General features: G+C 40.5%; 25 protein-coding genes and 1 other RNA gene. 7 read left to right on the forward strand and 19 right to left on the reverse strand.

Going from position 1 to position 21,120, the window contains the following annotated elements; translation table 11 throughout:
* Window positions 1-36: 36 nt before the first annotated feature.
* Window positions 37-1,275: an aminopeptidase gene (locus tag ACXAHI_RS03440; protein ID WP_474845968.1), complete on the reverse strand. Its 1,239-nt coding sequence runs from the start codon at window positions 1,273-1,275 to the stop codon at window positions 37-39.
* Between the two features lie 86 nt (window positions 1,276-1,361).
* Here ACXAHI_RS03440 and ACXAHI_RS03445 point away from each other — a divergent pair, with 86 nt between their 5' ends.
* Complete coding sequence (locus tag ACXAHI_RS03445; RefSeq protein ID WP_270182238.1) at window positions 1,362-2,009, forward strand: SIMPL domain-containing protein; 648 nt, start codon at window positions 1,362-1,364, stop codon at window positions 2,007-2,009.
* 26 nt (window positions 2,010-2,035) lie between these two features.
* On the opposite strand, the gene ACXAHI_RS03450 is transcribed toward ACXAHI_RS03445, so the two are convergent.
* The 3 genes from ACXAHI_RS03450 to ACXAHI_RS03460 all read right to left on the reverse strand — a co-directional run bounded on the left by ACXAHI_RS03450 (window position 2,036) and on the right by ACXAHI_RS03460 (window position 3,780).
* A complete protein-coding gene (locus ACXAHI_RS03450; protein WP_474845970.1) occupies window positions 2,036-2,449 on the reverse strand; it encodes a CoA-binding protein in 414 nt (137 codons plus the stop codon).
* Between the two features lie 68 nt (window positions 2,450-2,517).
* Window positions 2,518-3,393: an alpha/beta fold hydrolase gene (locus tag ACXAHI_RS03455; protein ID WP_474845972.1), complete on the reverse strand. Its 876-nt coding sequence runs from the start codon at window positions 3,391-3,393 to the stop codon at window positions 2,518-2,520.
* A gap of 42 nt (window positions 3,394-3,435) precedes the next feature.
* Entirely contained in the window at window positions 3,436-3,780 is a 345-nt protein-coding gene (locus ACXAHI_RS03460) for a carboxymuconolactone decarboxylase family protein (protein ID WP_474845974.1), read from the reverse strand.
* Window positions 3,781-4,023: 243 nt separating this feature from the next.
* On the opposite strand from ACXAHI_RS03460, the gene ACXAHI_RS03465 reads away from it, so the two are divergent.
* Together ACXAHI_RS03465 and cspD are read left to right on the forward strand one after the other, a co-directional pair.
* Window positions 4,024-5,235 carry an MFS transporter gene (locus ACXAHI_RS03465; RefSeq protein WP_474845976.1) on the forward strand — a complete coding sequence of 404 codons (1,212 nt, stop codon included), beginning with the start codon at window positions 4,024-4,026 and terminating at the stop codon, window positions 5,233-5,235.
* A 213-nt stretch (window positions 5,236-5,448) separates the two neighbouring features.
* Window positions 5,449-5,649 carry a cold-shock protein CspD gene (gene cspD, locus ACXAHI_RS03470; RefSeq protein WP_270182243.1) on the forward strand — a complete coding sequence of 67 codons (201 nt, stop codon included), beginning with the start codon at window positions 5,449-5,451 and terminating at the stop codon, window positions 5,647-5,649.
* 46 nt (window positions 5,650-5,695) lie between these two features.
* On the opposite strand, the gene ACXAHI_RS03475 is transcribed toward cspD, so the two are convergent.
* Together ACXAHI_RS03475 and ACXAHI_RS03480 are read right to left on the reverse strand one after the other, a co-directional pair.
* Complete coding sequence (locus ACXAHI_RS03475; RefSeq protein ID WP_474845978.1) at window positions 5,696-6,715, reverse strand: GNAT family N-acetyltransferase; 1,020 nt, start codon at window positions 6,713-6,715, stop codon at window positions 5,696-5,698.
* Window positions 6,708-7,118, reverse strand: a complete 411-nt coding sequence (locus ACXAHI_RS03480; protein ID WP_474845980.1) for a hypothetical protein — start codon at window positions 7,116-7,118, stop codon at window positions 6,708-6,710. The genes ACXAHI_RS03475 and ACXAHI_RS03480 overlap by 8 nt, the downstream gene beginning before the upstream one ends.
* Before the next feature lie 741 nt (window positions 7,119-7,859).
* Between ACXAHI_RS03480 and ACXAHI_RS03485 the strand changes: the two genes are divergently transcribed.
* Window positions 7,860-9,230: a YjiH family protein gene (locus tag ACXAHI_RS03485; protein WP_474845982.1), complete on the forward strand. Its 1,371-nt coding sequence runs from the start codon at window positions 7,860-7,862 to the stop codon at window positions 9,228-9,230.
* Window positions 9,231-9,366: 136 nt separating this feature from the next.
* On the opposite strand, the gene ACXAHI_RS03490 is transcribed toward ACXAHI_RS03485, so the two are convergent.
* From ACXAHI_RS03490 to ACXAHI_RS03505, 4 genes are all read right to left on the reverse strand, one after another.
* A complete protein-coding gene (locus tag ACXAHI_RS03490) occupies window positions 9,367-10,305 on the reverse strand; it encodes an NADP-dependent oxidoreductase (protein WP_474845984.1) in 939 nt (312 codons plus the stop codon).
* A gap of 16 nt (window positions 10,306-10,321) precedes the next feature.
* The gene (locus ACXAHI_RS03495) at window positions 10,322-11,215 is read right to left on the reverse strand and encodes a hypothetical protein (RefSeq protein ID WP_474845986.1); all 894 of its coding nucleotides are present in this window, start codon (window positions 11,213-11,215) and stop codon (window positions 10,322-10,324) included.
* A gap of 118 nt (window positions 11,216-11,333) precedes the next feature.
* Window positions 11,334-11,738: an acyl-CoA thioesterase gene (locus tag ACXAHI_RS03500; RefSeq protein ID WP_270182249.1), complete on the reverse strand. Its 405-nt coding sequence runs from the start codon at window positions 11,736-11,738 to the stop codon at window positions 11,334-11,336.
* An 18-nt stretch (window positions 11,739-11,756) separates the two neighbouring features.
* Window positions 11,757-12,533: an enoyl-CoA hydratase gene (locus ACXAHI_RS03505; protein ID WP_474831494.1), complete on the reverse strand. Its 777-nt coding sequence runs from the start codon at window positions 12,531-12,533 to the stop codon at window positions 11,757-11,759.
* A 160-nt stretch (window positions 12,534-12,693) separates the two neighbouring features.
* Between ACXAHI_RS03505 and ACXAHI_RS03510 the strand changes: the two genes are divergently transcribed.
* Window positions 12,694-13,140: a hypothetical protein gene (locus tag ACXAHI_RS03510; protein WP_474845988.1), complete on the forward strand. Its 447-nt coding sequence runs from the start codon at window positions 12,694-12,696 to the stop codon at window positions 13,138-13,140.
* A gap of 84 nt (window positions 13,141-13,224) precedes the next feature.
* Here the strand turns inward: ACXAHI_RS03510 and ACXAHI_RS03515 are convergent, their stop codons facing one another.
* Together ACXAHI_RS03515 and ACXAHI_RS03520 are read right to left on the reverse strand one after the other, a co-directional pair.
* Window positions 13,225-14,214: a Gfo/Idh/MocA family protein gene (locus tag ACXAHI_RS03515; RefSeq protein ID WP_270182252.1), complete on the reverse strand. Its 990-nt coding sequence runs from the start codon at window positions 14,212-14,214 to the stop codon at window positions 13,225-13,227.
* Between the two features lie 200 nt (window positions 14,215-14,414).
* A complete protein-coding gene (locus tag ACXAHI_RS03520) occupies window positions 14,415-15,932 on the reverse strand; it encodes a carboxypeptidase M32 (RefSeq protein WP_474845989.1) in 1,518 nt (505 codons plus the stop codon).
* 172 nt (window positions 15,933-16,104) lie between these two features.
* Here ACXAHI_RS03520 and yppF point away from each other — a divergent pair, with 172 nt between their 5' ends.
* Window positions 16,105-16,311: a YppF family protein gene (gene yppF / locus ACXAHI_RS03525; protein ID WP_270182254.1), complete on the forward strand. Its 207-nt coding sequence runs from the start codon at window positions 16,105-16,107 to the stop codon at window positions 16,309-16,311.
* A gap of 259 nt (window positions 16,312-16,570) precedes the next feature.
* On the opposite strand, the gene ACXAHI_RS03530 is transcribed toward yppF, so the two are convergent.
* Window positions 16,571-16,840, reverse strand: coding sequence for a hypothetical protein (locus ACXAHI_RS03530; protein ID WP_270182255.1), 270 nt, complete (start codon window positions 16,838-16,840; stop codon window positions 16,571-16,573).
* Window positions 16,841-16,907: 67 nt separating this feature from the next.
* The gene (locus tag ACXAHI_RS03535; RefSeq protein WP_270182256.1) at window positions 16,908-17,192 is read right to left on the reverse strand and encodes a hypothetical protein; all 285 of its coding nucleotides are present in this window, start codon (window positions 17,190-17,192) and stop codon (window positions 16,908-16,910) included.
* Between the two features lie 116 nt (window positions 17,193-17,308).
* Between ACXAHI_RS03535 and ACXAHI_RS03540 the strand changes: the two genes are divergently transcribed.
* The gene (locus ACXAHI_RS03540) at window positions 17,309-17,548 is read left to right on the forward strand and encodes a hypothetical protein (RefSeq protein ID WP_224882825.1); all 240 of its coding nucleotides are present in this window, start codon (window positions 17,309-17,311) and stop codon (window positions 17,546-17,548) included.
* 34 nt (window positions 17,549-17,582) lie between these two features.
* On the opposite strand, the gene ACXAHI_RS03545 is transcribed toward ACXAHI_RS03540, so the two are convergent.
* The 5 genes from ACXAHI_RS03545 to ACXAHI_RS03565 all read right to left on the reverse strand — a co-directional run bounded on the left by ACXAHI_RS03545 (window position 17,583) and on the right by ACXAHI_RS03565 (window position 20,961).
* Window positions 17,583-18,722, reverse strand: coding sequence for a THUMP domain-containing class I SAM-dependent RNA methyltransferase (locus ACXAHI_RS03545; RefSeq protein ID WP_270182257.1), 1,140 nt, complete (start codon window positions 18,720-18,722; stop codon window positions 17,583-17,585).
* A 130-nt stretch (window positions 18,723-18,852) separates the two neighbouring features.
* Window positions 18,853-19,245: RNase P RNA component class B (gene rnpB, locus ACXAHI_RS03550), an RNA gene on the reverse strand.
* A 151-nt stretch (window positions 19,246-19,396) separates the two neighbouring features.
* On the reverse strand, window positions 19,397-19,720 hold the full coding sequence (gene gpsB, locus ACXAHI_RS03555) for a cell division regulator GpsB (protein WP_270182372.1): 324 nt from the start codon (window positions 19,718-19,720) through the stop codon (window positions 19,397-19,399).
* A 76-nt stretch (window positions 19,721-19,796) separates the two neighbouring features.
* Window positions 19,797-20,372 (reverse strand): SLOG family protein, encoded by a 576-nt coding sequence (locus ACXAHI_RS03560; RefSeq protein WP_270182258.1) that lies wholly within the window; start codon window positions 20,370-20,372, stop codon window positions 19,797-19,799.
* 52 nt (window positions 20,373-20,424) lie between these two features.
* Window positions 20,425-20,961 carry a CotD family spore coat protein gene (locus ACXAHI_RS03565; protein WP_270182259.1) on the reverse strand — a complete coding sequence of 179 codons (537 nt, stop codon included), beginning with the start codon at window positions 20,959-20,961 and terminating at the stop codon, window positions 20,425-20,427.
* Between the last annotated feature and the right edge of the window lie 159 nt (window positions 20,962-21,120).

Genomic DNA, 21,120 nt, shown 5'->3' on the forward strand with positions numbered 1-21,120 from the left:
AAAAAGAGCTCTGGCTATTAGCCAGAGCTCTAAATATTAGTTTACATCGATCGCCCAGTTTCCATTTCGGAAAATGGCTTCTGTCGTCCCATCTTCTAGAACGCCATCGATATCAAGTTCACCAGATCCCATCATAAAATCAACGTGCGTGATACTATTGTTCACGCCATTCTGATCTAGTGCTTCATCATCCATATCTGCTCCGCCTTTAATGCTGCTTGGGTATGCTTTACCAAGCGCGAGGTGACAAGAAGCATTCTCATCGTACAGGGTGTTAAAGAAAATGAGACCTGATTGAGAAATAGGCGATTCGTGTGGAACGATTGCAATCTCCCCTAGTCTTCTCGCACCCTCATCCATGTTCAACAAGCTCTTAAGCGTCTCGATTCCTTCTTCTGCTGAATAATCAACCACTTCACCATCCTTAAACGTGAGAGAGAAGTTATTGATTAAGTTACCACCGTAACTAAGAGGTTTTGTACTCGAAACCGTACCGTTCACGCCATATTTGTCTGGAAGTGTGAACACTTCTTCCGTAGGCATATTCGCATTGAATTCGATCCCTTTCTCAGAAAGAGATGAACCGCCTTTCCAGATGTGTCCTTTTGGCAATTCGATCTCAAGATCTGTACCCGGTGCTTTGTATATGAGCTTTTTAAACTGGCGATCGTTTAATACATCTCTTGCTTTAGCAAGGGTAGCGTTATGGTCATTCCACGCTTCGATCGGATTATCCTTATCTACACGAGTAATCTTAAAGATTTGCTCCCATAGCTTTTCAACCGCTTCCTCACCGCCTGACTCAGGAAACACTTTTTTCGCCCATTGTTCATTGGGAACAGCGACGATTGACCATGTGATCTTGTCGTTCATCGTATATTTACGGAAGTTCTTCATCGCTTCTCCAGCTGCTTTGTTAGAAGCTGAGATGCGGGATGAGTCGATTCCTTTAAGTAGATCCGGGTTTGTAGAACGAATCGAGAGTAGTGCAGCGCTCTCTTCAGCAAAATGTTCGAACATCTTCACACGCCATTCAGGGACGTTTTCTAGCACATCCTGGGCTGCATTTTCATACCATAAACGATCAAGAGTATCATCTGTCCAATTAATATGTACGGTTTTCGCTCCGATTTCATAAGCGTTCTTTGCTACCATCCTTGCGAAGTCAGCGCTTTCAACTGGCGCATTCACAACTAACATTTGATTTTCTTGTAGGTTAACTCCTCGTTTTAGCGCAAGCTCTGCATATTTTTGGAGCGTTTCTTGTTTTGACATGTACATTCCTCCTTGTTTGACAATTTAAGTTTAACAAAAGTAATCGGAATTGTCCTGCTGAGTAATAACCAGAAAGAGGTGCTACTATGACGGAAGAAAGAAAAGGCCATGAAGAGTGCCAATGCGATCATACGATAACGGTGATGGGGACGGGCACGATCGACGTCACACCAGACCGTGGAATCGCTGTTCTTGGGGTCGAAACGCTGTCTGCTTCAATCACCGAAGCACAACAAGAAAATGCCTCTACAACAACTAATATCGTTGCTTCGTTAAGAGGAATGGGAATACCGCCACATAACATCGGAACGGCTGTCTACAAAATAGAAGAAGAATATAAGTATGAGGATAATAAAAAGATTTTCCTCGGTTACAAGGTCACACATTTATTAAAAGTGGTGATCGATGACGTTGCATTAACCGGGAGAGTGGTCGATACAGCAGTGTCGGCTGGTGCCACGACCATCTCTAGCATTACGTTCGATGTGCGTAATAAAGAGCCGTATTACGAAAAAGCTCAAAGACTCGCCATACGCCAGGCAAAAGCAAAAGCAGAAAACATCTCAGAAGCGCTTGGACTTTCACTCCCCTCATCACCACACAAAGTGATTGAAGCAGGCGTTCCAGAGACGATTACTCCTAGAAATATCGCTTACTCATCTGCAACCCCTATCCAACCTGGCCAAATTGCAATTACGGCAGATATCACGCTCATTTATCTTCTAAACAAATAAAGACGTCCACTGTTGGACGTCTTTACTTATTTCGTCATCGCATGCTCAACTTTGATGCAGCGATCCATAACCATCGTCATGTTGTGCTCTTTGCCATATCGATAGGCTTCCTCATTGGCGACTCCAAGCTGTGACCAAAACACATCAGCACCAATGTCCACAGCATCTTTCATAATGTCAGGTAGAAACTCACTCCGTCTAAATACGTTTACGATATCAACGTGTCCTTCGATATCTTTTAATGAGTCAACTGCTTTCTTGCCAAGCGTCTCGTCGATCGTCGGATTAACGGGTATGATTTCATAACCGGCATCTTGCATCGCCTGTGATACCATATACGACGTACGAGAAGGGTTATTCGAAAGTCCTACAACGGCAATCCGTTTATTGTCCTTTAAGATTTTCTTAATCTCTTCTGGAGATGGGTTTTCAATCGCCATTTCATACACCCCTTTTTCTTAGTTACCACTATTATAAAGTTTTCCTCAATCAAGCCCTATTAAAACGCTCAACGATTAAGTAATTCCTTAAGAGAGTGTAGAATAAGGTCAGGGCGATTCAGAGGAACATGATGGCCTGATCCTTTTGCAACACGGTAAGTACTATTAGAAGCTAAGAGCCTTTGCTCTTGAATTAACTCATTCCAAACCGTTTCCATCTCTTCCGCTTCACCTTTTACACTTCCAGCATGTATTTGCTCACGGATACTATATTTTTTATCTCTCGCTATGATTACGAGTGGAACTTGTGGAAACGATCGATTATGTAGCGATGTAGCATATTCCTTCCAAAGTGAGAGTTCTCTCCCAACTGTTTGATATAAACTTGGGGTGAGATCGTGATCATATAATGCCTGTTGAATAGTGTTGTTCCATTCTTTTTGTTTTGGATGAAGTTCAGGTGGTTGTTCGAGCTCTAGCTCTTTAGGGGTTAATGAAGACAACCTCGAGCACATTTTGATCCAATACTCATCAGTATTGGTTTCATCACTAGAGCTCACTTCATCTAAGCGGTGCATGTTAATTGATGTTGAATCGATCAATAACACACCTGCTACTTTCTCTGGATAATGCATCGCAAATCCTTGAGCGATCAATCCACCGTACGAAAAACCAGCAAGAATAACTGCTTCGTCGATAGAGAGCGCTTCTAATAAAGAACAAAGCTCCTCGTGAGGGGTTGCTAACGTGTGATTCAATACAGGCTCTGACCTTCCATATCCAGCTCGGTTATAAGCTAAAAATGAAAAGTCAGCATCCATCAGCTCGTTCCACTCATAAAGTGATCCGCCCATTCCGGTTAACAAAACGATCGTCTTTCCAGTTCCTCTCCTATAGTAATACTCCTTGATACCATGTGATGTGGTAATAAGAGACGTTTCCATCTAATCCCTCCCATTATCCAATTCATGGTAACACAGTTTTTATTATCTTTGTCTAATCTCTTTAAGGATCTCGAGACCTTTCGTTACTCCTTGACTCATGGCTGATCCACCACCGTATGCTGCAGATACCATCATCGTTTCATAGATTTCTTTGTCACTACATCCAAGTTCAACACATTGATCCATATGATAGGTCATACTCTCTTTATCCCCATCCTTCGTGCTGATCGCTAAAGCCATTAAATGCTTCGTACTCTTTTGGATGTCGCCTTCTTCAAAACATTCTCCGGTAAACCTATTGTACTGTTTTATAGCTTCAGGTAATGATTCGGTAAGCTGCTCAATCCCTGTTCGATATGATTCGAGTCGTTCTTCTGCTTGGTTCATCAATATCTCTCCTTTTCGTTAACTTAGTAATACACTTTCCTTCTTTTGATTAAGAACGAAACACTTGAATGTGCAATATATCTTATTTGAAAAATTTGCTATAATTTTCTCATACCAATTGAGGAGGAAATCATATGTCAAAAATTCTACATTCAACTTTTACAAGCAGGAGAGGTGAAACGAACTAATCATAAACCCTCCTGCTTTCGATCTGTCGGAACACATTAGGAAAGTTGGAGGACAATGTACTCGATATCTGAACGGAACATTTCTGTTTTATTTTGGGTGAATTTCTTTGGATCAATAAGCTTCTTGCAGCCTGTTTTAACACTGTTTTATTTAAGTAATGGCTTAACGGAAGCAACGATTTTAATCATATTGATGTGCTGGAGCGGTGCCGTATTAATTGGAGAAATACCTGCTGGGGTCTTTGCTGACCGGTTTGGTCCGAAACTCTCATTCTTGATCGGCTCCTTAATTAAACTACTGAGCATCATCGTGCTATTGCTTTCAAACGATCTGTGGTTGTTTATGCTATTTAGTTTTTTAAATGGAATTTCTGTCACCTTTTTCTCAGGAGCGGATGAAGCATTAATCTACGAATCCTTAAAAATCGATAAAAAGCAGAACACGATGGATCAAGCGATGGGAAGAATTCAATCCGCAGGTTTTATCTCGATGATTCTTGCGGTATTGACAGGGGCTTTTCTTGCAAAAGATTTAGATCAGCAGCAATTCCAGCTATTAATACTATTAAGCCTTGGCGTCTATCTGATTGAATTCATTCTACTATTCTTTATTCATGAACCGGCCGTTGAGATGACTGTATCTGACCCGAAGATGAATAAAGTTGTCGAAGGATTACGTGTGATCAAACGAGCCCCACAGCTCTTAATGATGTTTTTGAACCTTACACTCGTTTTCATCCCAACAGTGGCGGTGTTCGAGAAGTTTGATCAACCCTTGATGACCGATGCGGGGTTACCTGTATTTTTAATCGGCCCTGTTTATGCAATTGGAGCACTTCTCGCATTCTTTTCGTCAAGAAGTATTACATTCTTCACAAAAAGGGTTTCAAGAATAACCTTGATGTATGCTTCAGGCTTTCTGAGTGCAGGTGGGCTTCTTGTAGCAGCACTGTTTCAAGATACGCTTTGGTTGATTCTTGGTGTCATCCTTTTCTTAAGGTGGATCGGTGCAATTCGTTATCCGATCTATTCTCAGCTTAGTAACGAAGTGATTCCTTCGCATGTGCGCGCTACCACGATTTCATTATTATCTATATTAGATTCAATATTTGATCTAATCGTCTTTTTATCACTCTTGCTGTTTGCTGTAGAAGGCGTATCCGGGATCTTAATCGGCGCTTCTCTAATCGCACTAGTCGGCTCAATCATACCGATTCAAAAACGACGAATAAGATTCACTGTTAAAATCCCAAAAGAATTCCAATAAAGGTTTGCATTCCGAATATGTGAGTGCTATTATGTAATTAAACCATTTTTACTTTTAATATATTTAGGATTTAAATTAGCTGTAACTTCTCGAGGGGGTAACAAAGTTAAATCCTCGCTACTGAAGTTACAGTTTTTTAATGTAAACGTATTACTAAGTGAAATGGTGAATTTTAAATTATGTACGATGTGGTACATTAGGAGGCAATTTTTTATGCAAAACGGTAAAGTAAAATGGTTCAACGCTGAAAAAGGTTTCGGTTTCATCGAAGTTGAAGGAGCAGACGACGTATTCGTACACTTCTCTGCAATCAACGGCGAAGGTTTCAAAACTCTAGACGAAGGCCAAGAAGTTAGCTTCGAAATCGTTGAAGGTAACCGCGGACCTCAAGCTGCTAACGTAACAAAAGCATAAATTGTAAATTCATAAGAGCCCGGTGATCACTCACCGGGCTCTTATTTTATGTTAAATTCTTCATTAAGAGCAGTTCATCATAGATTGGAATGTTGTAATACCCAATTATCGGAATTTCCTTTTTCACCTTTCGCGCCTCATCAACTGCACCACTGAATACGCTCGTTATTCGATAGCCTCTTTTTTGATAAAAGCGTAATGCGTCCACATTGTCATTGGTAGTTAGAAGTTTTATCTGATGGATACCTCTTCGATAAGCTGCTAGCTCGACTTCAAGTAATAGCTTACTCCCTATGCCAGTCCCCTCATTAAAGCTATCGAGCGAAATAATTTCACACGTTTCACCACGGAAAACGTATGTGATTAATCCTTCGACCTTATCCTTATGCTTCATATAAAAGCCGTCTAACTCATCGCTATGATAAACACCTGAAGAAACCACCATCACGTCACTTCCCCAGCTCTTTTTGAACATATTGTTTATGTATGATCTATCTTGATCTTTTATAGAATTCAGGTGGAGATAAGGTTCATACATCATTAGCTGACAATCTCTCATCGCGCCTTCATGCCACTCGTGTTGTTTTAGAATACATTTCTTTTCAAACCCAACTTTTTCATAACAAGCAATGGCTCGATCGTTCCACACCTGCGGATCCATAACGATCAACGCTGCTTCTTTTTCTTTAATAAGAAACTCAACAACCATTTTAACAAGTTCAGTACCGATGCCCTTATTCCAATATGAAGGCTCACCGATAAACTGGTCCATACCGTATGTCCCATCTGGAAGGGTTACCCAAGAGATAGATGAGGAACGGTAGAACTGGATATAACCGATTGGATCCCCACCGTAGGACACGATACAACCAACAACGTCCTCTTGATCAAAATAATCATTCTTGATTTTATCTATCGTATAATGACGATCTCTTCCTTCGTAATATTTCAAAACTTGCTCATTGGTTAGCCATTTTAATAAGAGGTTTTCATCACCAGGCGCAAGGCTCCTGATTGATAACGAACCAGACTGGATAAACACATTCTCATTCATTAAGTTATTCACCTCCCCCGCCTCCGTCGAATCCACCGCCGCTATCGTACCCTCCTGAGCCACCATACGTATGGTCCGTTTCAACATAACTTGAATCAAATGATGACTCGTTTTTTGGTGAGTGAAGTTGGTCTTTAATCGACGATTCATCATCACTAGATATCCACTCTCTCGCAAGTGCAAATGCAAGGATACCTTCTACGTCAAGTTGTTCTAGTTCACTTCGTTCTTCTGGAGTAATGTCTACTCGATCTTCAATCGATGTGATAACAAACATACTTGCAGCTGAGCGGGACTCGAAAGAAGGCTTTGCAACTGACCTTACTCTTCTTTTTTTACGGTTATGATCAGAGTAAAAGGCGAGGGAAATAATGCCAATCATTACGATTAGAAAAAATAATCCGATTCCACTCATGATATTCCTCCTCATTTGTTTTACTTTTATTACGTAAAACACCCCTTAAGGTTTCAAGTTTGTGAATTTTTTTAGAAAATAACGCATTAATAGTAATATTTCTTAACAAAATAGGGTATAATAAATAATTTATGCTGTATCAATATAAGTACCCATGTGTTACACTAAAAGTAATCTTCTTATAGATGGGAATTGATATAACAATATGGGAAAATACATGATTGACCACCAAAACCGAATTGTCCATAGGACAGCCTATGCTGGTGATGAGTGCCACTTGCCTGAAACACCACTTAAAGATCGGTCTGAGGTTAATCTTGACACAGAACTTGAGGTATTGACGGAGCAAAAAGGATACCAAAAATGTTCTTCCTGTTTTTTCGGTTCTACATTTGAAAATCATCTTGAATATAATCGGCAAAGTAGACATGCTAAACATATATAGCCTTTCATTATATAGGCAAGGACTCGTAAATGAGATCCTTGCCTTTTTTGTATGTTAGCCTCTCTTCACGATGACGTTACCTTCCACATTAGATGAACACTTTGTCACAAAAACCTTTAATAACCTGTCTTTTATCGGTATAATAAGTAATAGTTTCTGTTTTCAGAACAATGTTTATATTCTTGAACTTCGTTTTATTGCTGTTACTTTAACAGCTCTGTGTTATATTTATAACATTGTTTTTATAAAGATACAGTTATTCATAAAATTATTATACATAACAGAGGTGACCGTCGATGCAAAGTAGTAATCATCAAGAAAACGTAACAGCTTCCAGTATCATGAAATTCGCTATACCATCATTGATTGGGATATTCTTATTCATGATTCCCATACCCGCAAAGGAAGGGATCACGATACCAATAGCGAAACTAGCTGATTGGCTTCAAGTATTTTTTGCCGAATCAGTTCCAGTATCGCTTCCCCAGGTAATGACACTCATTATTTCGATCACAGTAATACTGAGCTTCATTGCAGTGGTTGCAAAGCCAAAATGGGTAACAAATTCCCCATTCCTTGTAAACTTATTGCAAGTTTCACCGGTCTGGCTCATCGCTCGTACACTTGGTATGATTTTTGCTATTCTGACTTTATACCAAATAGGTCCAGAATGGATACGGTCAGATGCAACAGGTGGTTTGCTGCTAAATAGCCTTATACCTATACTATTCTCTGTATTTTTATTTGCGGGTCTCTTCTTACCGCTATTATTAAACTTTGGTTTACTAGAACTGTGTGGCGCGCTTCTTACTAGGTTCATGAGACCGCTCTTTACGCTTCCTGGTCGTTCATCAATCGATTGTCTCGCATCTTGGATGGGTGATGGCACGATCGGTGTTCTACTCACAAGTAAACAGTATGAAGAAGGCTATTATACAAAAAGAGAAGCCGCGGTAATCGGAACGACCTTCTCTGTTGTATCCATTACGTTCAGTATCGTAGTATTAGCAGAAATGAGGCTTCAAGCATATTTTGTACCTTACTACTTAACGATTGCACTTGCTGGAGTTATTGCAGCAATCATTATGCCGAGGATACCGCCATTATCCAGAAAACCTGATGAAACATACGAAAATGTATCCGACAAGAAGAGTGATGCCATTCCAGCCGGCTATACACCTTTCCGATTCGGAATCGTCAAAGCGACTGAAACAGCGAGTAAAAACAAAGTTTCATCCATCGCAAAAGGCGGCGTCCAAAACGTTCTAGATATGTGGATGGCCGTTATTCCAATCGTTATGGCGATCGGAACAATTGCATTGATTATTGCTGAGAACACTCCTCTATTCAGCTATTTGGGAGCACCATTCGTTCCGCTACTCAATCTGATGCAAGTGCCTGAAGCAGCTGAAGCTGCTCAAACGATGGTGATTGGATTTGCAGATATGTTCCTACCAGCTATCATAGGTTCAAGCATTGAAAGTGAATTAACTCGCTTCGTCATCGCTTGTCTATCTGTTTCCCAGCTGATCTACATGTCAGAAGTAGGTGGATTGTTACTTGGATCAAAAGTACCTGTTCGTTTCTTTGATCTTGTTATCATTTTCTTAGAGCGTACACTGATTTCACTACCAGTGATCGTGATTATGGCACATATTATTTTCTAGTTTTTTTGCCAGGATTGTATATCCTGGCTTTTTATTTTGGTATTGAGTTTTTAATGTAGTGCTATTAAATCTTACTTCTATAATACGGTGCGTGAAATTTTTAATAGAAATAAAAATAAGACAGCCGAAGCTGCCTTTATTTATCAAAAAGAATGACGATCTTGCCTCTAGCATGGTGAGATTCACTCACTCTATGCGCTTCTCTGATTCCTTCTTCACTAAACGGAAACCGTTGCCCAATAGTGGCTTTGATACGCCCCTCTGCTAATAGCTCACCAATCTGTTTCAGTTGTTCACCATTTGGTTCTAACCATACTGTTCCTGAGCGAACTCCTTTATCCTTCGCCTTTTCTTTATCTGGCATATCGACGATCGACACAAGCCTTCCTCCACCATTTAATACGAGGAAGCTTTTATCCAATACTTCTCCTCCGATCGTATCGATTACAACATCGTATTCTTCCACAACATTAGAAAAGTCTTCTTCTACATAATCGATAACACGATCTGCGCCTAACGCTTCAACGTACTCCTTGTTTTTCCCACTACACGTTGTTGCTACATAAGCACCATTCTCCTTAGCAAGTTGGATCGCATAGCTCCCAACTCCACCAGAACCGCCATGAATCAGAACCTTATCGTCTCTTCTAACATCTGCAAAATCAATCAAGCACTGCCATGCGGTAAGACCGACTAACGGGATCGAGGCGGCTTCTTCATATGTTATATTATCTGGGATATGAGTGAGTAAATGAGCATCCACGACAACTTCTTCAGCGTAGGTACCTTGAGCTGTCGTTGCTGGTCTTGCAAAAACCCTGTCTCCAACTTGAAAGTCTGTTACGTTGCTACCTTTTTCCTTTACGATACCCGCAATGTCCCAGCCAAGTGTGATTGGAAAATTGAAAGGAAGTTTCTCTTTCAAGTAACCCTCTCTTACTTTCCAATCGATAGGGTTTACTGAAGTTGCATAGCTTTCAACAACGACCTGGTCGTCATTTGGCGTTAGCGATTCAAGTTCAACTTCTTTCAATTGCTCTCGTCCACCATAGGCTTCGATCACTACAGCTTTCATTAATTAGCCTCCTTCATCACTGTTCACGTTCGATTCGATCAAACTTGCTCAGTGTAATCAATTGCTGAACTGTAAGATGCCCACTCCATTCTTTCTTCGCTTTTTCCCACTCATCCTGGTACTGACCCCACTCCCATGTAGGTGCCCAGCTACCATCTTCCTGCTGTTTCTCTATTATGTAGTCAAGATTAACATGAACCTCCTGATTCAATTCATCTACAAATGGTGACTCTTCTGAATCGACGAGAACAACGGGTTGAACGCCATACGAATCCCATTTCTCGGGACGATCTACGATATATGGAAGTTGCTTTTGAACTTTTTCTAGTATGACATTTTGAATATCTCCTTGAGCTAAATCAGCTAGCCTCAAGTAACATTGAACTTCGTGGATTTCATATTCGTTCAAATCACTTAAATGATCCATCACTTTCATAAGCATTGAGGATTTAGGTTCCTTATCATCACTATACGCCATCAGGTAACCGACGATTTCGGCATCAGGGTTTGCCGAGTATTTCTGCTCTCCCTCCTGAACACTCCACCATGGTGCATGAGGAACATGGTTGACTGCCTCTGGCACAGCGTTCCAGCCTTCCTCCTTACATGTAGATTGAAAGTAACGTATTCCCTCTTGAATAAACGGATGGTCTTTAGATAATCCGAGCTTAATTAAAAATTGAAAAGCTACAGTGGTAGCCATCGGTGATGATTCTTTTAGTCTGAAATCTGGTTCTATACTATGACCAAACCCGCCATCATCATTTCGGTACTGTTCTAGCTGTTCTAAAACTTCCTCTTTACTTCCTGATCCATTCCAAAAATGAAAATATGCTCGATCGATTCCTCTCGCCTCGTTCTCTATGTATGAGCAGGCTTTATCATACTGTTGCTTCGATAGTTTTTTCATCAGAATCAGTCCTTTCGTTAGGTCTATACATTACACAATATCCATAAATCTCTTTTTCGAATCATTTTTCTCATAAAAAAGAAAGAGCGAGGTTTACCCACGCTCGCTCTGCAGCCCTTTAACTTACTTGAAAACTTTCCTCGAGCGCTTTTCGAAGCGCTTCAGGAATCGGCTCACTTTTTTGTTCTTTAAAATTAAAGTAAACAATCACGGATTCACCTTCAGCAACAAGCTTACCGTTCTCTGCATTCGTCATACGGTGACGCATGACGAAACTCTTCGTTCCAATCTTCTTGATATCCGTTTCAACCGTAAGCGTTTCACCGAAGTACAGTTGGGCATGGAAATCACAATTTGTAGATACTAAGATGAATTTCCAGTCATCAGTACCCGAACTTCCTCTATGCTGATTCAAAAACTCAACCCTTGCTTCCTCCATGTAAATGAAATAGCTCGTATTATTCACGTGCCCAAGGGCATCTGTTTCACAAAATCTAACCTTTACGTTCATTTCGTGGCTCATCTCATTCCCTCTTCCCTATCACCTGTGTGTAAACTGTGGTTTTCTTTTTTCAAAAAAGGCATTTACACCTTCTTTAATATCTTCAGTCTGAAAGACTTGGTCGAACAGATCTGCTTCAAGTTCAATCCCTTTTTCCAACTGCAGTTCAGTTCCTTTATTAACCGCTTGTTTTATTCTGGATAAAGACTGAAGAGATTTATCAGATATTTTAGACGCTAGACTCTGTGCGTATGTCATGCCTTGTCCAGTTGGCACAACGTGATTCACAAGTCCGTATTGTTCAGCTTCGTGCGCAGTGATCGGTTCACCAGTAAACATGATTTCTTTCGCTCTCGCTTCTCCCACCAAGCGAGGTAACCTCTGGGTACCTCCTCCACCTGGAAACAATCCTAGTTTAATCTCTGGCAAACCTAGCTGCGCCTGATCTTCAGCGACACGGATATCACAAGTCATGGCTAGTTCACAGCCTCCGCCGAATGTTAGTCCATTTAAGAGAGCGATCGTCGGTTTAGGAAAATCATCAATGTAGTTAAACATTCGATGGGTATCCATGACGATTTCCTTGAAATTGGCTTGTCCCATCCATTCAGGGAATTCCTTAATATCAGCACCTGCCACAAAAGCTTTGTCTCCAGCACCCGTTAAGATGACCGATACAGCTTCGTCATTCGTTTCAAGTTCTTGAAAGATGTCATAAATGCGGTTGATCACTTCTTTACTTAATACATTAAGAGGCGGGTTATTGATCGTGACGATTGCCGTTCTTTCTACAATTTCATACGTTACCTTTTCCATCCTAGATCACTCCTTTTTTATGTAGAACATTTTTCAACGATAATAAAGAGCTACATGTTAATCTTACATGTAAACGTTTGTAATTTTCAATATATTTCAACGGTTTTATTTTTTATTATCGGGGAATTAGGAGTTTACATTTTTAAAAGGAGTCGATCTTATGAATGAAAACTTATCTAGACTAATGCTTGATTATGAAAATGCTATCGATTGCTGTGAAGGTGAAACCGTCCCAGAATTCATTGAAAACTTCATTTATGGTTCTATGGACTACAACAAGGATAACTTCGATAAGATACAAGCTGAGATGAGTAAACAAGCACAAAACAAAGAACCTAAAGAATTTAAACGTGCTTTTGATGAAATGCTCCTCTACTTAAGAGACAAATTCGTAGAGCTAGATCCTCAAAAAGAGTATTGGGCACTTCATTACAGAGAAGGGGTCAGTGCTTTCGTTGCTATGATCGACGGCTTAGTCATCCAATATTTCTCTGGCCTTTACTCGGTTGACGATTTGAAAGAGAGGTCGAAGTTATTTTCAGATATTATTATAAGAGGGTTTGCAGGGGTAAAAGAACATCATACGAATGTGATGTCGGCCGATTGACTGACGGTTATGGCATTAGAAAATTAAAAAAGAGCTTGGGAAAGCACGCTGCTGATCCAAGCTCTTTCAATGTATCCGTGACCTTTATTTTTCGATGCCCAGATAATACTCTTCCACAAGCATATCCATTGCTTTGTTTGTCCGTAAAGCTGTGTTCCCAGTGCTTGGACATTTCCCATTCCCGAGTAATTCATCGACAATCGATTGAATATGTGGCTGTTGAATATGATGAGGATGCTCAATACGAAAAGATTCTTCAACTGAATCCGTTTTTAACAGAATGGGTTTATCATCAAACGTAGAAAATTGTATTTCTCCACGTGTCCCAACAATACGGTTATCATCTTCGTTTTTATAAGAAGAGAAATTCCAAACGCCAGTCCCAACAGCACCACTCTCAAACCTCCAGGCACCATTCACAGTATCTTCTGCTGGATAGGAACCAGCAAGGTTATAAGCTGAACCTTTGATATCTGAAATAGGACCAAGTAAATAATCCAACAAGTCTAATGTATGGGAACCAACATCATAAAACAATCCAGCACCACTCGTTTCAGGCTTCACTCTCCACGGCCAATTCCCTTCTTCATCTCTTTTCACGAGTTGTTGCATCTGCTGCACCGACACGAATCGCACTTCTCCAATTGCGCCTTGTTCGATTAGTTCTTTCACTTTCAAAAATCTAGGTAGCGACCTTCTGTAATAGGCAACAAACAATGGTACTTCGTGTTTTTCACATGCACGGACCATTTCTAGGCAGTCTTCCGAACGACTCGCCATCGGTTTTTCCACGTATACAGGCTTTCCAGCTTCAGCAACCATCAAGGTATAGTGTTTATGTGTAGAAGGTGGAGTGGCTATATATACAGCATCCACATCTTCGTCATGTATCAGATCTTCTGCATCATCATACCACTTAGGGACGCCATGCCGTTCTGCATAATCTCTTGCTTTTTCTCCATTTCTTCTCATCACGGCTTCAAGTGAACTATGTTCAATCTTTTGAAAAGCTGGGCCACTTTTCTTTTCTGTCACATCACCGCATCCGATGATACCCCAACGAATTTTTTCCATAAAACGTCCCTCCTCTAATCTGTTTACATTTTCAACACTAATGGATGTACCCTTCTTTAAGAGTAGTTACACCAATATGAAACGTGAGCGGTAGCTAATCACAGGCGTCCATGCACGATGAAACACAAATACATCTCTGTGCAGGCAGAGATGTATTTGGTGTCTTATTAGACGACTCTTGTGATAGCTAAAAGCTTCAATTAAGCATTTATGTGATAGACTTCACTGTACTTATTTTCTAGGTACTCGATTAAATAAGCAGCGTTTAGTCCTTCACCAGTAATATCTTTAATAATCTCAACAGGCTTTTTCATCTTTCCGTATTGATGAATATGCTCAGTGAGCCACTCTTTTATCGGATGAAAATCGCCTGATTCTAAGAGTTCATCAAAATTAGGAAGGTCTTTCAAGATCGCATGCTTTATTTGTGCTGCGTAGATATAACCTAGTGCATAGGAAGGGAAGTACCCAAACGCACCGCCTGACCAGTGAACATCTTGCAGGACACCATTCGCATCATTGTCAGGAGTGATTCCTAGGTATTCTTCCATCTTTTCATTCCAAATAGACGGAAGGTCCTTTACTTCGATCTCCCCGTTGATCAACCCTTTTTCAATTTCATATCGAACCATGATATGAAGGGCATACGTCATTTCATCTGCTTCAATTCTAATGAGAGATGGTCCTGCAACGTTGATCGCACGGTAGTAATCGTCTAAACTCACGTCGTCGAACTGTCCTGAAGAATACGCTTTTAACGTCTCATAATTATTTTTCCAGAATGATTTATGACGACCGACGAAGTTTTCCCAGAATAAAGATTGAGACTCATGGATTCCCATAGAAGTGCCCGAACATAGTGGTGTCCCAATTAAATCTGTAGAGATATTTTGCTCGTACAGCGCATGCCCACCTTCATGGATGGTTCCAAATACAGCTGTCCGGAAATCACCTTCATCATACTTCGTTGTAACACGAACATCCCCAGGATTTAAGCCAGTAGCAAATGGATGTACAGTCGTGTCAAGTCGTCCGGCATCAAAGTCATACCCCATCTTCTTAAGTATTTCTAAACTGAAATCTTGCTGCTTCTCTTTAGGAAAATGTTCGAATAAGAAATCAGTATTAGGTTTGTCACTCGATTCAACTACCTTTTTAACGAGTGGAACGATATGGTCACGCAGTTGTCCAAACACGCGGTCGATCATATCCACCGTAACCCCAGGTTCGTATAAATCTAGCAGCGTATTATACTTATTGTCTTCATAGCCCCAATACTCCACGAACTTTTGATTAAAAGCTACCAACTTCTCAAGATATGGTCGGAATAATTCAAAGTCATTCTTATCCTTCGCTTCTTCCCACACGCTTTCAGCTTTAGAACTTAAAATAACGTACTCTGAATATTCCTCTGCAGGAATTTTAATGTTTCGGTCATATTCTTTTTGACATTCTTCGACAGCCTTAACTGTCTTCTCATCTAAATGGTCTTTTGCATTTGATAGGTTAGAGAGATAGTTTTTCATTTCGTCCGAGACGGACATATTAAACACCTCAGATGACATCATACCGATGACCTCAGAACGTTGCTCAGCTCCTTTTTTCGGCGCACCCGTTCTTAAATCCCAGTACATCAGCCCGATCGCTTCATTAAAGCCTGTCATCTTCTTCGTATAGTTCAAAAAATCTTGTTCAATTTTATTCAAATCGACTTGCATATTTCTCGCTCCCTTTCGTATAAGTGTTTGTTATGTAACGGCATGACGCATTCGACAACCCTCTTAAAACATGTAACGTTTTGTCGGAAGTTAAAAAATTCAAAAACAATGGATTTTAAAAATCTCATGTTATCCTTTTTGTAAGGAAAACTAGTTCAAGGAGGGGTCTAGATTGTCTATCAATAGTCTGATCAAAACATTCGAACAAGTTAAAGGTAAAGAGCCATCTACTGCGGACGAGCTGCTCGATTTCGCTCAGGTGAATTACTTAAATGGCAACATGTCATTGCATGAGTATCAATGCTGCTTTAAGGAATTACATGCACAAGGTGCTAAAAAGCCCGAATATTTCTCTGAGAAAGAACTGAGAACAACTTAATCCCTCTATGTAACTATCCTACCATAACCTGGTATACGATTAACTAAGAATATGAAAAAAGACATAGGATAAATCCTATGTCTTTTTTTAATGCTGTAATGTAATTTCGAGAGTAGTAAACCGGTCATTCAAGCACTCGGGGCACTTCTTTTCTGACCGCTTCAACAAAGAACAACATTGTATACAATACTTCATATCCATTCCTCCATATATCCAATGAGGTTCTTCTTCCCTATTTTAGGAATTCAAAACAGCTAGATTACATACCTGCGCTTCCGCTAGAGAAAATAGCGATCACCATGCCTATGAGTGCGATTGTACCGATGATCGAAAGAATCGATAGTACAACGAAAATCCAACCCGCTACTTTGCGATCCGTCTTAATCAAGTAGATCCCTAATGGTAGAAGTGTAAATAAAAATCCTAATATCCCCCAAAGCCATGGGTTTTTGCCATGTTTAGGTGCATCGATAGCAAGATACACAGCAACAATAATCGGAACTAGAAAACTAAAAATGCTTAACTCCATTTCCATATCCCCCTTTCTATTGAGTCCACTAAAAACGATACATGAAAATAACGTACACGTCCATCAATCATTTTTTAGAAATAACGATAAAGTTATTCACCACGCCCACCGTAGTAATGACAGTTCCATCTATATGTTTCGTTTTGTAAATCGAGAAAACAAACCAATCTGTCCGAGCAGTGTTTGCAGTAAGATACGGAACTACCGCAAGATCTACCCCGATCTCCACTAATTTATTTTGATCCTTTTTCAATTCATCAGCCGCCCACTGCACATAATCTTCAGACTGAGGATTCACCAAGAACAACCCTAGCACAATAAAAACAAAAAGATAAAACCCCGTTTTCTTCATACCTTCCCTCCCCCAAATAATTTCTCAATACTAAATTTATACATATTCGGTTGTTTACATGCAGGTTGTTCCCGGGTAGAGGATACTATAACGCAATTAGATAGGAGGAGTTAATCATGAGACAACACCGAATCAACACACTTAAACCTGGAGAACATTATACCGCAAAAGAACTTGATAGCTTCGTATCGACGACGGACGTTGTACTACTAGCAAGTAATGCTTCCCAACTTTTTTCAGATCCTGAGAGGGAATATAAAGTAGTGAATGAATTGGAAGGTTTTTTTGAACATTCCTCTGATGACGGGGAAAAGTATTTCCGAGATAAACGAGCATATATCGTAGAAAAAGTATAAACAAAACCCCCAGCGCATGCTGGGGGTTTCTTCATTACTTCTTTGGCGGTCTAGGTCCAAAGAACTGATAATAGTGGGTTTTAATATCACCGTTATAAAGCTTACGGTTCTTTGTAGACTTCTTGCCGTATAACTCTTCAAATTTTGGATGAGATGTTAAGATATAGATCGACCACGTGTCGAGACGATCGCGGAACGCTCGTCCCATGTCTTTGTACATTTGTTCGACTTCTTCTCGATCTCCAAGTCTCTCACCGTATGGAGGGTTACCAATCAAACAACCGTATTCCATCTTAGAACTCACGTCAGAAACCTGCATCTGCTTGAACTGAAGCATATCACCGAAACCAGCTTCTAATGCATTGTTCTTTGAGAGTTCGACCATCTTCGGATCAAGGTCACTTCCAAAGATATGAAGCGGCTGATCATATTTAGCAAGGTCCTCTGTTTCAATCATCGCTTCTTCCCATCGCTTTTTCCCAATCCATGCCCAATCTTCTGAAGCAAACTCTCTGTTAAATCCTGGGGCGATATTCTGCCCAATCATCGCCGCTTCGATTGGAAGCGTACCTGATCCACAGAAAGGATCCATGAAGGGCTTGTCAGCATTCCAGTTTGTGAGCATGATCATCGCTGCTGCCATCGTCTCTTTCAAAGGAGCTGCACTGTGATGATAACGGTATCCCCTTCGATGTAAACCTTTACCACTCGTATCGATTGTAAGGGTTGCAGTATCTTTATGAATAGCAACCTCTATCTTAAAGAGCGGACCGTCTTCATCAAACCATGAAACGTTGTATTTCTCTTTCATACTCTCTACGATCGCTTTTTTTACGATAGCCTGACAATCCGGCACACTATATAACGTTGATTTAACCGATTTACCCGAAACAGGGAACTCCGCATTTTCTGGCAAGAGATCGCCCCATGGTAAAGCTTTTGTTGCCTCAAATAATTCATCAAAGGTTGTTACTTTAAATTCCCCGACCTTCAACTTGACGCGATCGGCTGTTCTTAGCCAATAGTTTGATCTGCAAATACCGAGCTCATCGCTTTCATATGTAACTTTTCCATTATCGACACGTACGTTTTCAAAACCTAAATCTTTTACTTCTCGACCTACAAGAGATTCAAGACCCATTGTAGCCGTTGCAATCAGTTCATATTTTGCCATTCTATTCAACTCCGATCGTATGACTGCATCTTTCTAAGATGTACCCCGTACATTTTTTCGACTTAATCATACAGGAATTCCTCTAAACATGCAAAAAAGCCCTTTGCGGGGCTTTTCAAAGTAGATAACGTTCTGTAAGCCATGTTCTGTTCCATTGTACTGCAAACGGGTCTCCCCTCGCACTCAGGTGGTAATCATCTATCTCCAGACGCGTCCTCCGTCTGGCTTTCTATCCGTTAAATTCCTTCAAGAAAGCTCCCCTACCATAATTTGGGTTTCTCGCTCGTGGGGTTTACCTCGTTCCACTCTTAATGTTTCCATTAAGACTTCGTCACTGTGGCACTTTCAGAGTATTCAGGCCGTATCTCGAAAGACTTAGGCCTTTTCCCCGCCGTTAGCCCGAATGGACTACCCTGACTTATTGTTTCATCAGGCACGAACACTACGATCATCTCAGATCGTGCGAGCATGGACTTTCCTCTACATAAGAGATAAGACTCCTATGCAGCGATTACCCGAACGTTATCTTTATTAGGACAACAAACTTCATTATAGCTTAATTCGATGGATTTTGCAAGAATACCTTACTATCTTGTTTTGTACTAATGTATTACGTAAAGTACGGTAATTGAAATTTATCTACTTCTCAGAAAAAAACCACCTGTTTTGGCGGTTTATTCGTATAGTTTGCTTCCAAATACGTGCTTCTCCAAGTTAGATAAACGTTTCAAAATATCATAGTTAGTATTGCCTGGTTGAGTTTGAGAACGCGTTTGTTGGCGTTTTTGTTGCTCAGACATGCGGTCCATTTCTCTTCTTAAACGCGTGTTTTCTTGGCGAAGATGATCGATTTCATTCTCGAAATTCTCGTAGTCTTTGATCACAACATCTAAAAACTTGTCTACATCATCTTGGTCATACCCACGAAAACCACTCTTAAAGTCTTTTTCAAGAATATCTTTAGCTGTTAATTGTAACGATTGCTGTTCTGCCATAATATCACCTCAGTATGTACACTGTTTTTTGTCTTTATTTTATTCTTCCAAAAGTCTTTCAACTTGTCAATTGGAATGTTTACTGACTGTAAAAATCTGGGTCGCTCTCCTGCAAGTCCTGCTGCAGCAAATCAAGATCGATAGGGGTTATCGTATAAACTTCGTATTCACTTTGCTGTTTCTTTCTGTTGTCCGCTTCTTTTAAATAAAAATCCGGTGATCCTGGCGTATCTTCATCATAAAGAATGAGCATAGCATCGCTTTTTTTAACCAAAAATTCGTTCTTTGCCTTCAGTTGGCCAGGATTTTCATAAGGTCGATTCGTGATGGACTCAACGAAATCAGCCTCTGACATTATCATTTGATAATACTCCTGAGTTGATTCTTTCCATTTCGTTTCCTGATCAAGAAACGGAGTTAACACAGCTAATTTAAGGTCTGGATATTCTTCTCGTAAATCGAGCGCTACTTCCCCCGCCCATAGCTCGACGCCAGTCTGGCCACTGATGAGTATCCATTCAAACTCCATGTCTTCGATCAGCTGAGAGATCCTGATCCGTAAAGCTTCCTTGATGATATGTAATCCGGGATGATCGTCATTAAAAATGCCTATCTCGTGAGCTTTATACCCTGTAACGAGCAATACGTTAGCCATCGTTTCCACTCCTATTAAAAAACGAACTGGGATCCAGTTCGTTTTGTTGTAATTATCTTCTTCTCTTTTGAGCCGGGCCGCCTGGACCTTGCATTGCTCCAGCCACTTGTGATGGGTCTTGCCCCATTCCAGCTGGCATAGCACCTGTAGGTCTTGGTGGTGGATAATTGTTCGTATGCGAAGCCAATACTTCGTCAGACTGAGTTAGTGGGTACACATGGTTGTGCTCATACATATGATGATGAACGTTCTTAATGTGTGTAGGATGAATGTGTTCTACTTGATGCTTGTAGCAGTAGTTCTTTACACATTGCTTTGTCGGATAGACAAATGGACCTGTTGGACAAGGACCTTGATTGGCTGGACTTACTTGCCCATTTCCACCTTTCATAGCAGGACTAACTTGATGTGGCATATTTGCATTTGGCCCCTGCATCGCCGGGCTCACTTGATTCGGCATATTTGCATTCGGACCTTGCATAGCAGGCATGACCTGGTTTGGCATGTTTGCGTTCGGACCATGCATACTAGGACTTACCTGATTAGGCATGTTACCGTTTGGACCCATGTGATCATTACGTCTAAACATTTAGTAGGTTCCCCCTTCTAGAATATAGATTTCCCTACTAATTTATGTAACCACATGCGTACATGTACTGTGTGTTTGTCCTTATTTGCCGTTTGAAACGCTCGGAAACCGCCTATTTTTGTTGGACGATTTCAGAATCATCGTATAATTGAGCAGACT

The sequence above is a fragment of the Anaerobacillus sp. ABD4_527 genome (assembly GCF_056160805.1).

Bases quoted from the DNA above. Each gene is read 5' to 3' on its own strand.
- ACXAHI_RS03500 (WP_270182249.1), bottom strand. From the start codon at position 11,738: ATGAGCCACGAAATGAACGTAAAGGTTAGATTTTGTGAAACAGATGCC.
- ACXAHI_RS03520 (WP_474845989.1), bottom strand. From the start codon at position 15,932: ATGCAAGTCGATTTGAATAAAATTGAACAAGATTTTTTGAACTATACG.
- ACXAHI_RS03480 (WP_474845980.1), bottom strand. From the start codon at position 7,118: ATGAGTGGAATCGGATTATTTTTTCTAATCGTAATGATTGGCATTATT.
- ACXAHI_RS03440 (WP_474845968.1), bottom strand. From the start codon at position 1,275: ATGTCAAAACAAGAAACGCTCCAAAAATATGCAGAGCTTGCGCTAAAA.
- ACXAHI_RS03535 (WP_270182256.1), bottom strand. From the start codon at position 17,192: ATGAAGAAAACGGGGTTTTATCTTTTTGTTTTTATTGTGCTAGGGTTG.
- ACXAHI_RS03445 (WP_270182238.1), top strand. From the start codon at position 1,362: ATGACGGAAGAAAGAAAAGGCCATGAAGAGTGCCAATGCGATCATACG.
- ACXAHI_RS03505 (WP_474831494.1), bottom strand. From the start codon at position 12,533: ATGGAAAAGGTAACGTATGAAATTGTAGAAAGAACGGCAATCGTCACG.
- ACXAHI_RS03530 (WP_270182255.1), bottom strand. From the start codon at position 16,840: ATGGAGTTAAGCATTTTTAGTTTTCTAGTTCCGATTATTGTTGCTGTG.
- ACXAHI_RS03485 (WP_474845982.1), top strand. From the start codon at position 7,860: ATGCAAAGTAGTAATCATCAAGAAAACGTAACAGCTTCCAGTATCATG.
- ACXAHI_RS03565 (WP_270182259.1), bottom strand. From the start codon at position 20,961: ATGTTTAGACGTAATGATCACATGGGTCCAAACGGTAACATGCCTAAT.
- ACXAHI_RS03540 (WP_224882825.1), top strand. From the start codon at position 17,309: ATGAGACAACACCGAATCAACACACTTAAACCTGGAGAACATTATACC.
- ACXAHI_RS03455 (WP_474845972.1), bottom strand. From the start codon at position 3,393: ATGGAAACGTCTCTTATTACCACATCACATGGTATCAAGGAGTATTAC.
- ACXAHI_RS03465 (WP_474845976.1), top strand. From the start codon at position 4,024: ATGTACTCGATATCTGAACGGAACATTTCTGTTTTATTTTGGGTGAAT.
- ACXAHI_RS03515 (WP_270182252.1), bottom strand. From the start codon at position 14,214: ATGGAAAAAATTCGTTGGGGTATCATCGGATGCGGTGATGTGACAGAA.
- ACXAHI_RS03560 (WP_270182258.1), bottom strand. From the start codon at position 20,372: ATGGCTAACGTATTGCTCGTTACAGGGTATAAAGCTCACGAGATAGGC.
- ACXAHI_RS03490 (WP_474845984.1), bottom strand. From the start codon at position 10,305: ATGAAAGCTGTAGTGATCGAAGCCTATGGTGGACGAGAGCAATTGAAA.
- ACXAHI_RS03450 (WP_474845970.1), bottom strand. From the start codon at position 2,449: ATGGCGATTGAAAACCCATCTCCAGAAGAGATTAAGAAAATCTTAAAG.
- ACXAHI_RS03460 (WP_474845974.1), bottom strand. From the start codon at position 3,780: ATGAACCAAGCAGAAGAACGACTCGAATCATATCGAACAGGGATTGAG.
- ACXAHI_RS03545 (WP_270182257.1), bottom strand. From the start codon at position 18,722: ATGGCAAAATATGAACTGATTGCAACGGCTACAATGGGTCTTGAATCT.
- ACXAHI_RS03495 (WP_474845986.1), bottom strand. From the start codon at position 11,215: ATGAAAAAACTATCGAAGCAACAGTATGATAAAGCCTGCTCATACATA.
- cspD (WP_270182243.1), top strand. From the start codon at position 5,449: ATGCAAAACGGTAAAGTAAAATGGTTCAACGCTGAAAAAGGTTTCGGT.
- ACXAHI_RS03510 (WP_474845988.1), top strand. From the start codon at position 12,694: ATGAATGAAAACTTATCTAGACTAATGCTTGATTATGAAAATGCTATC.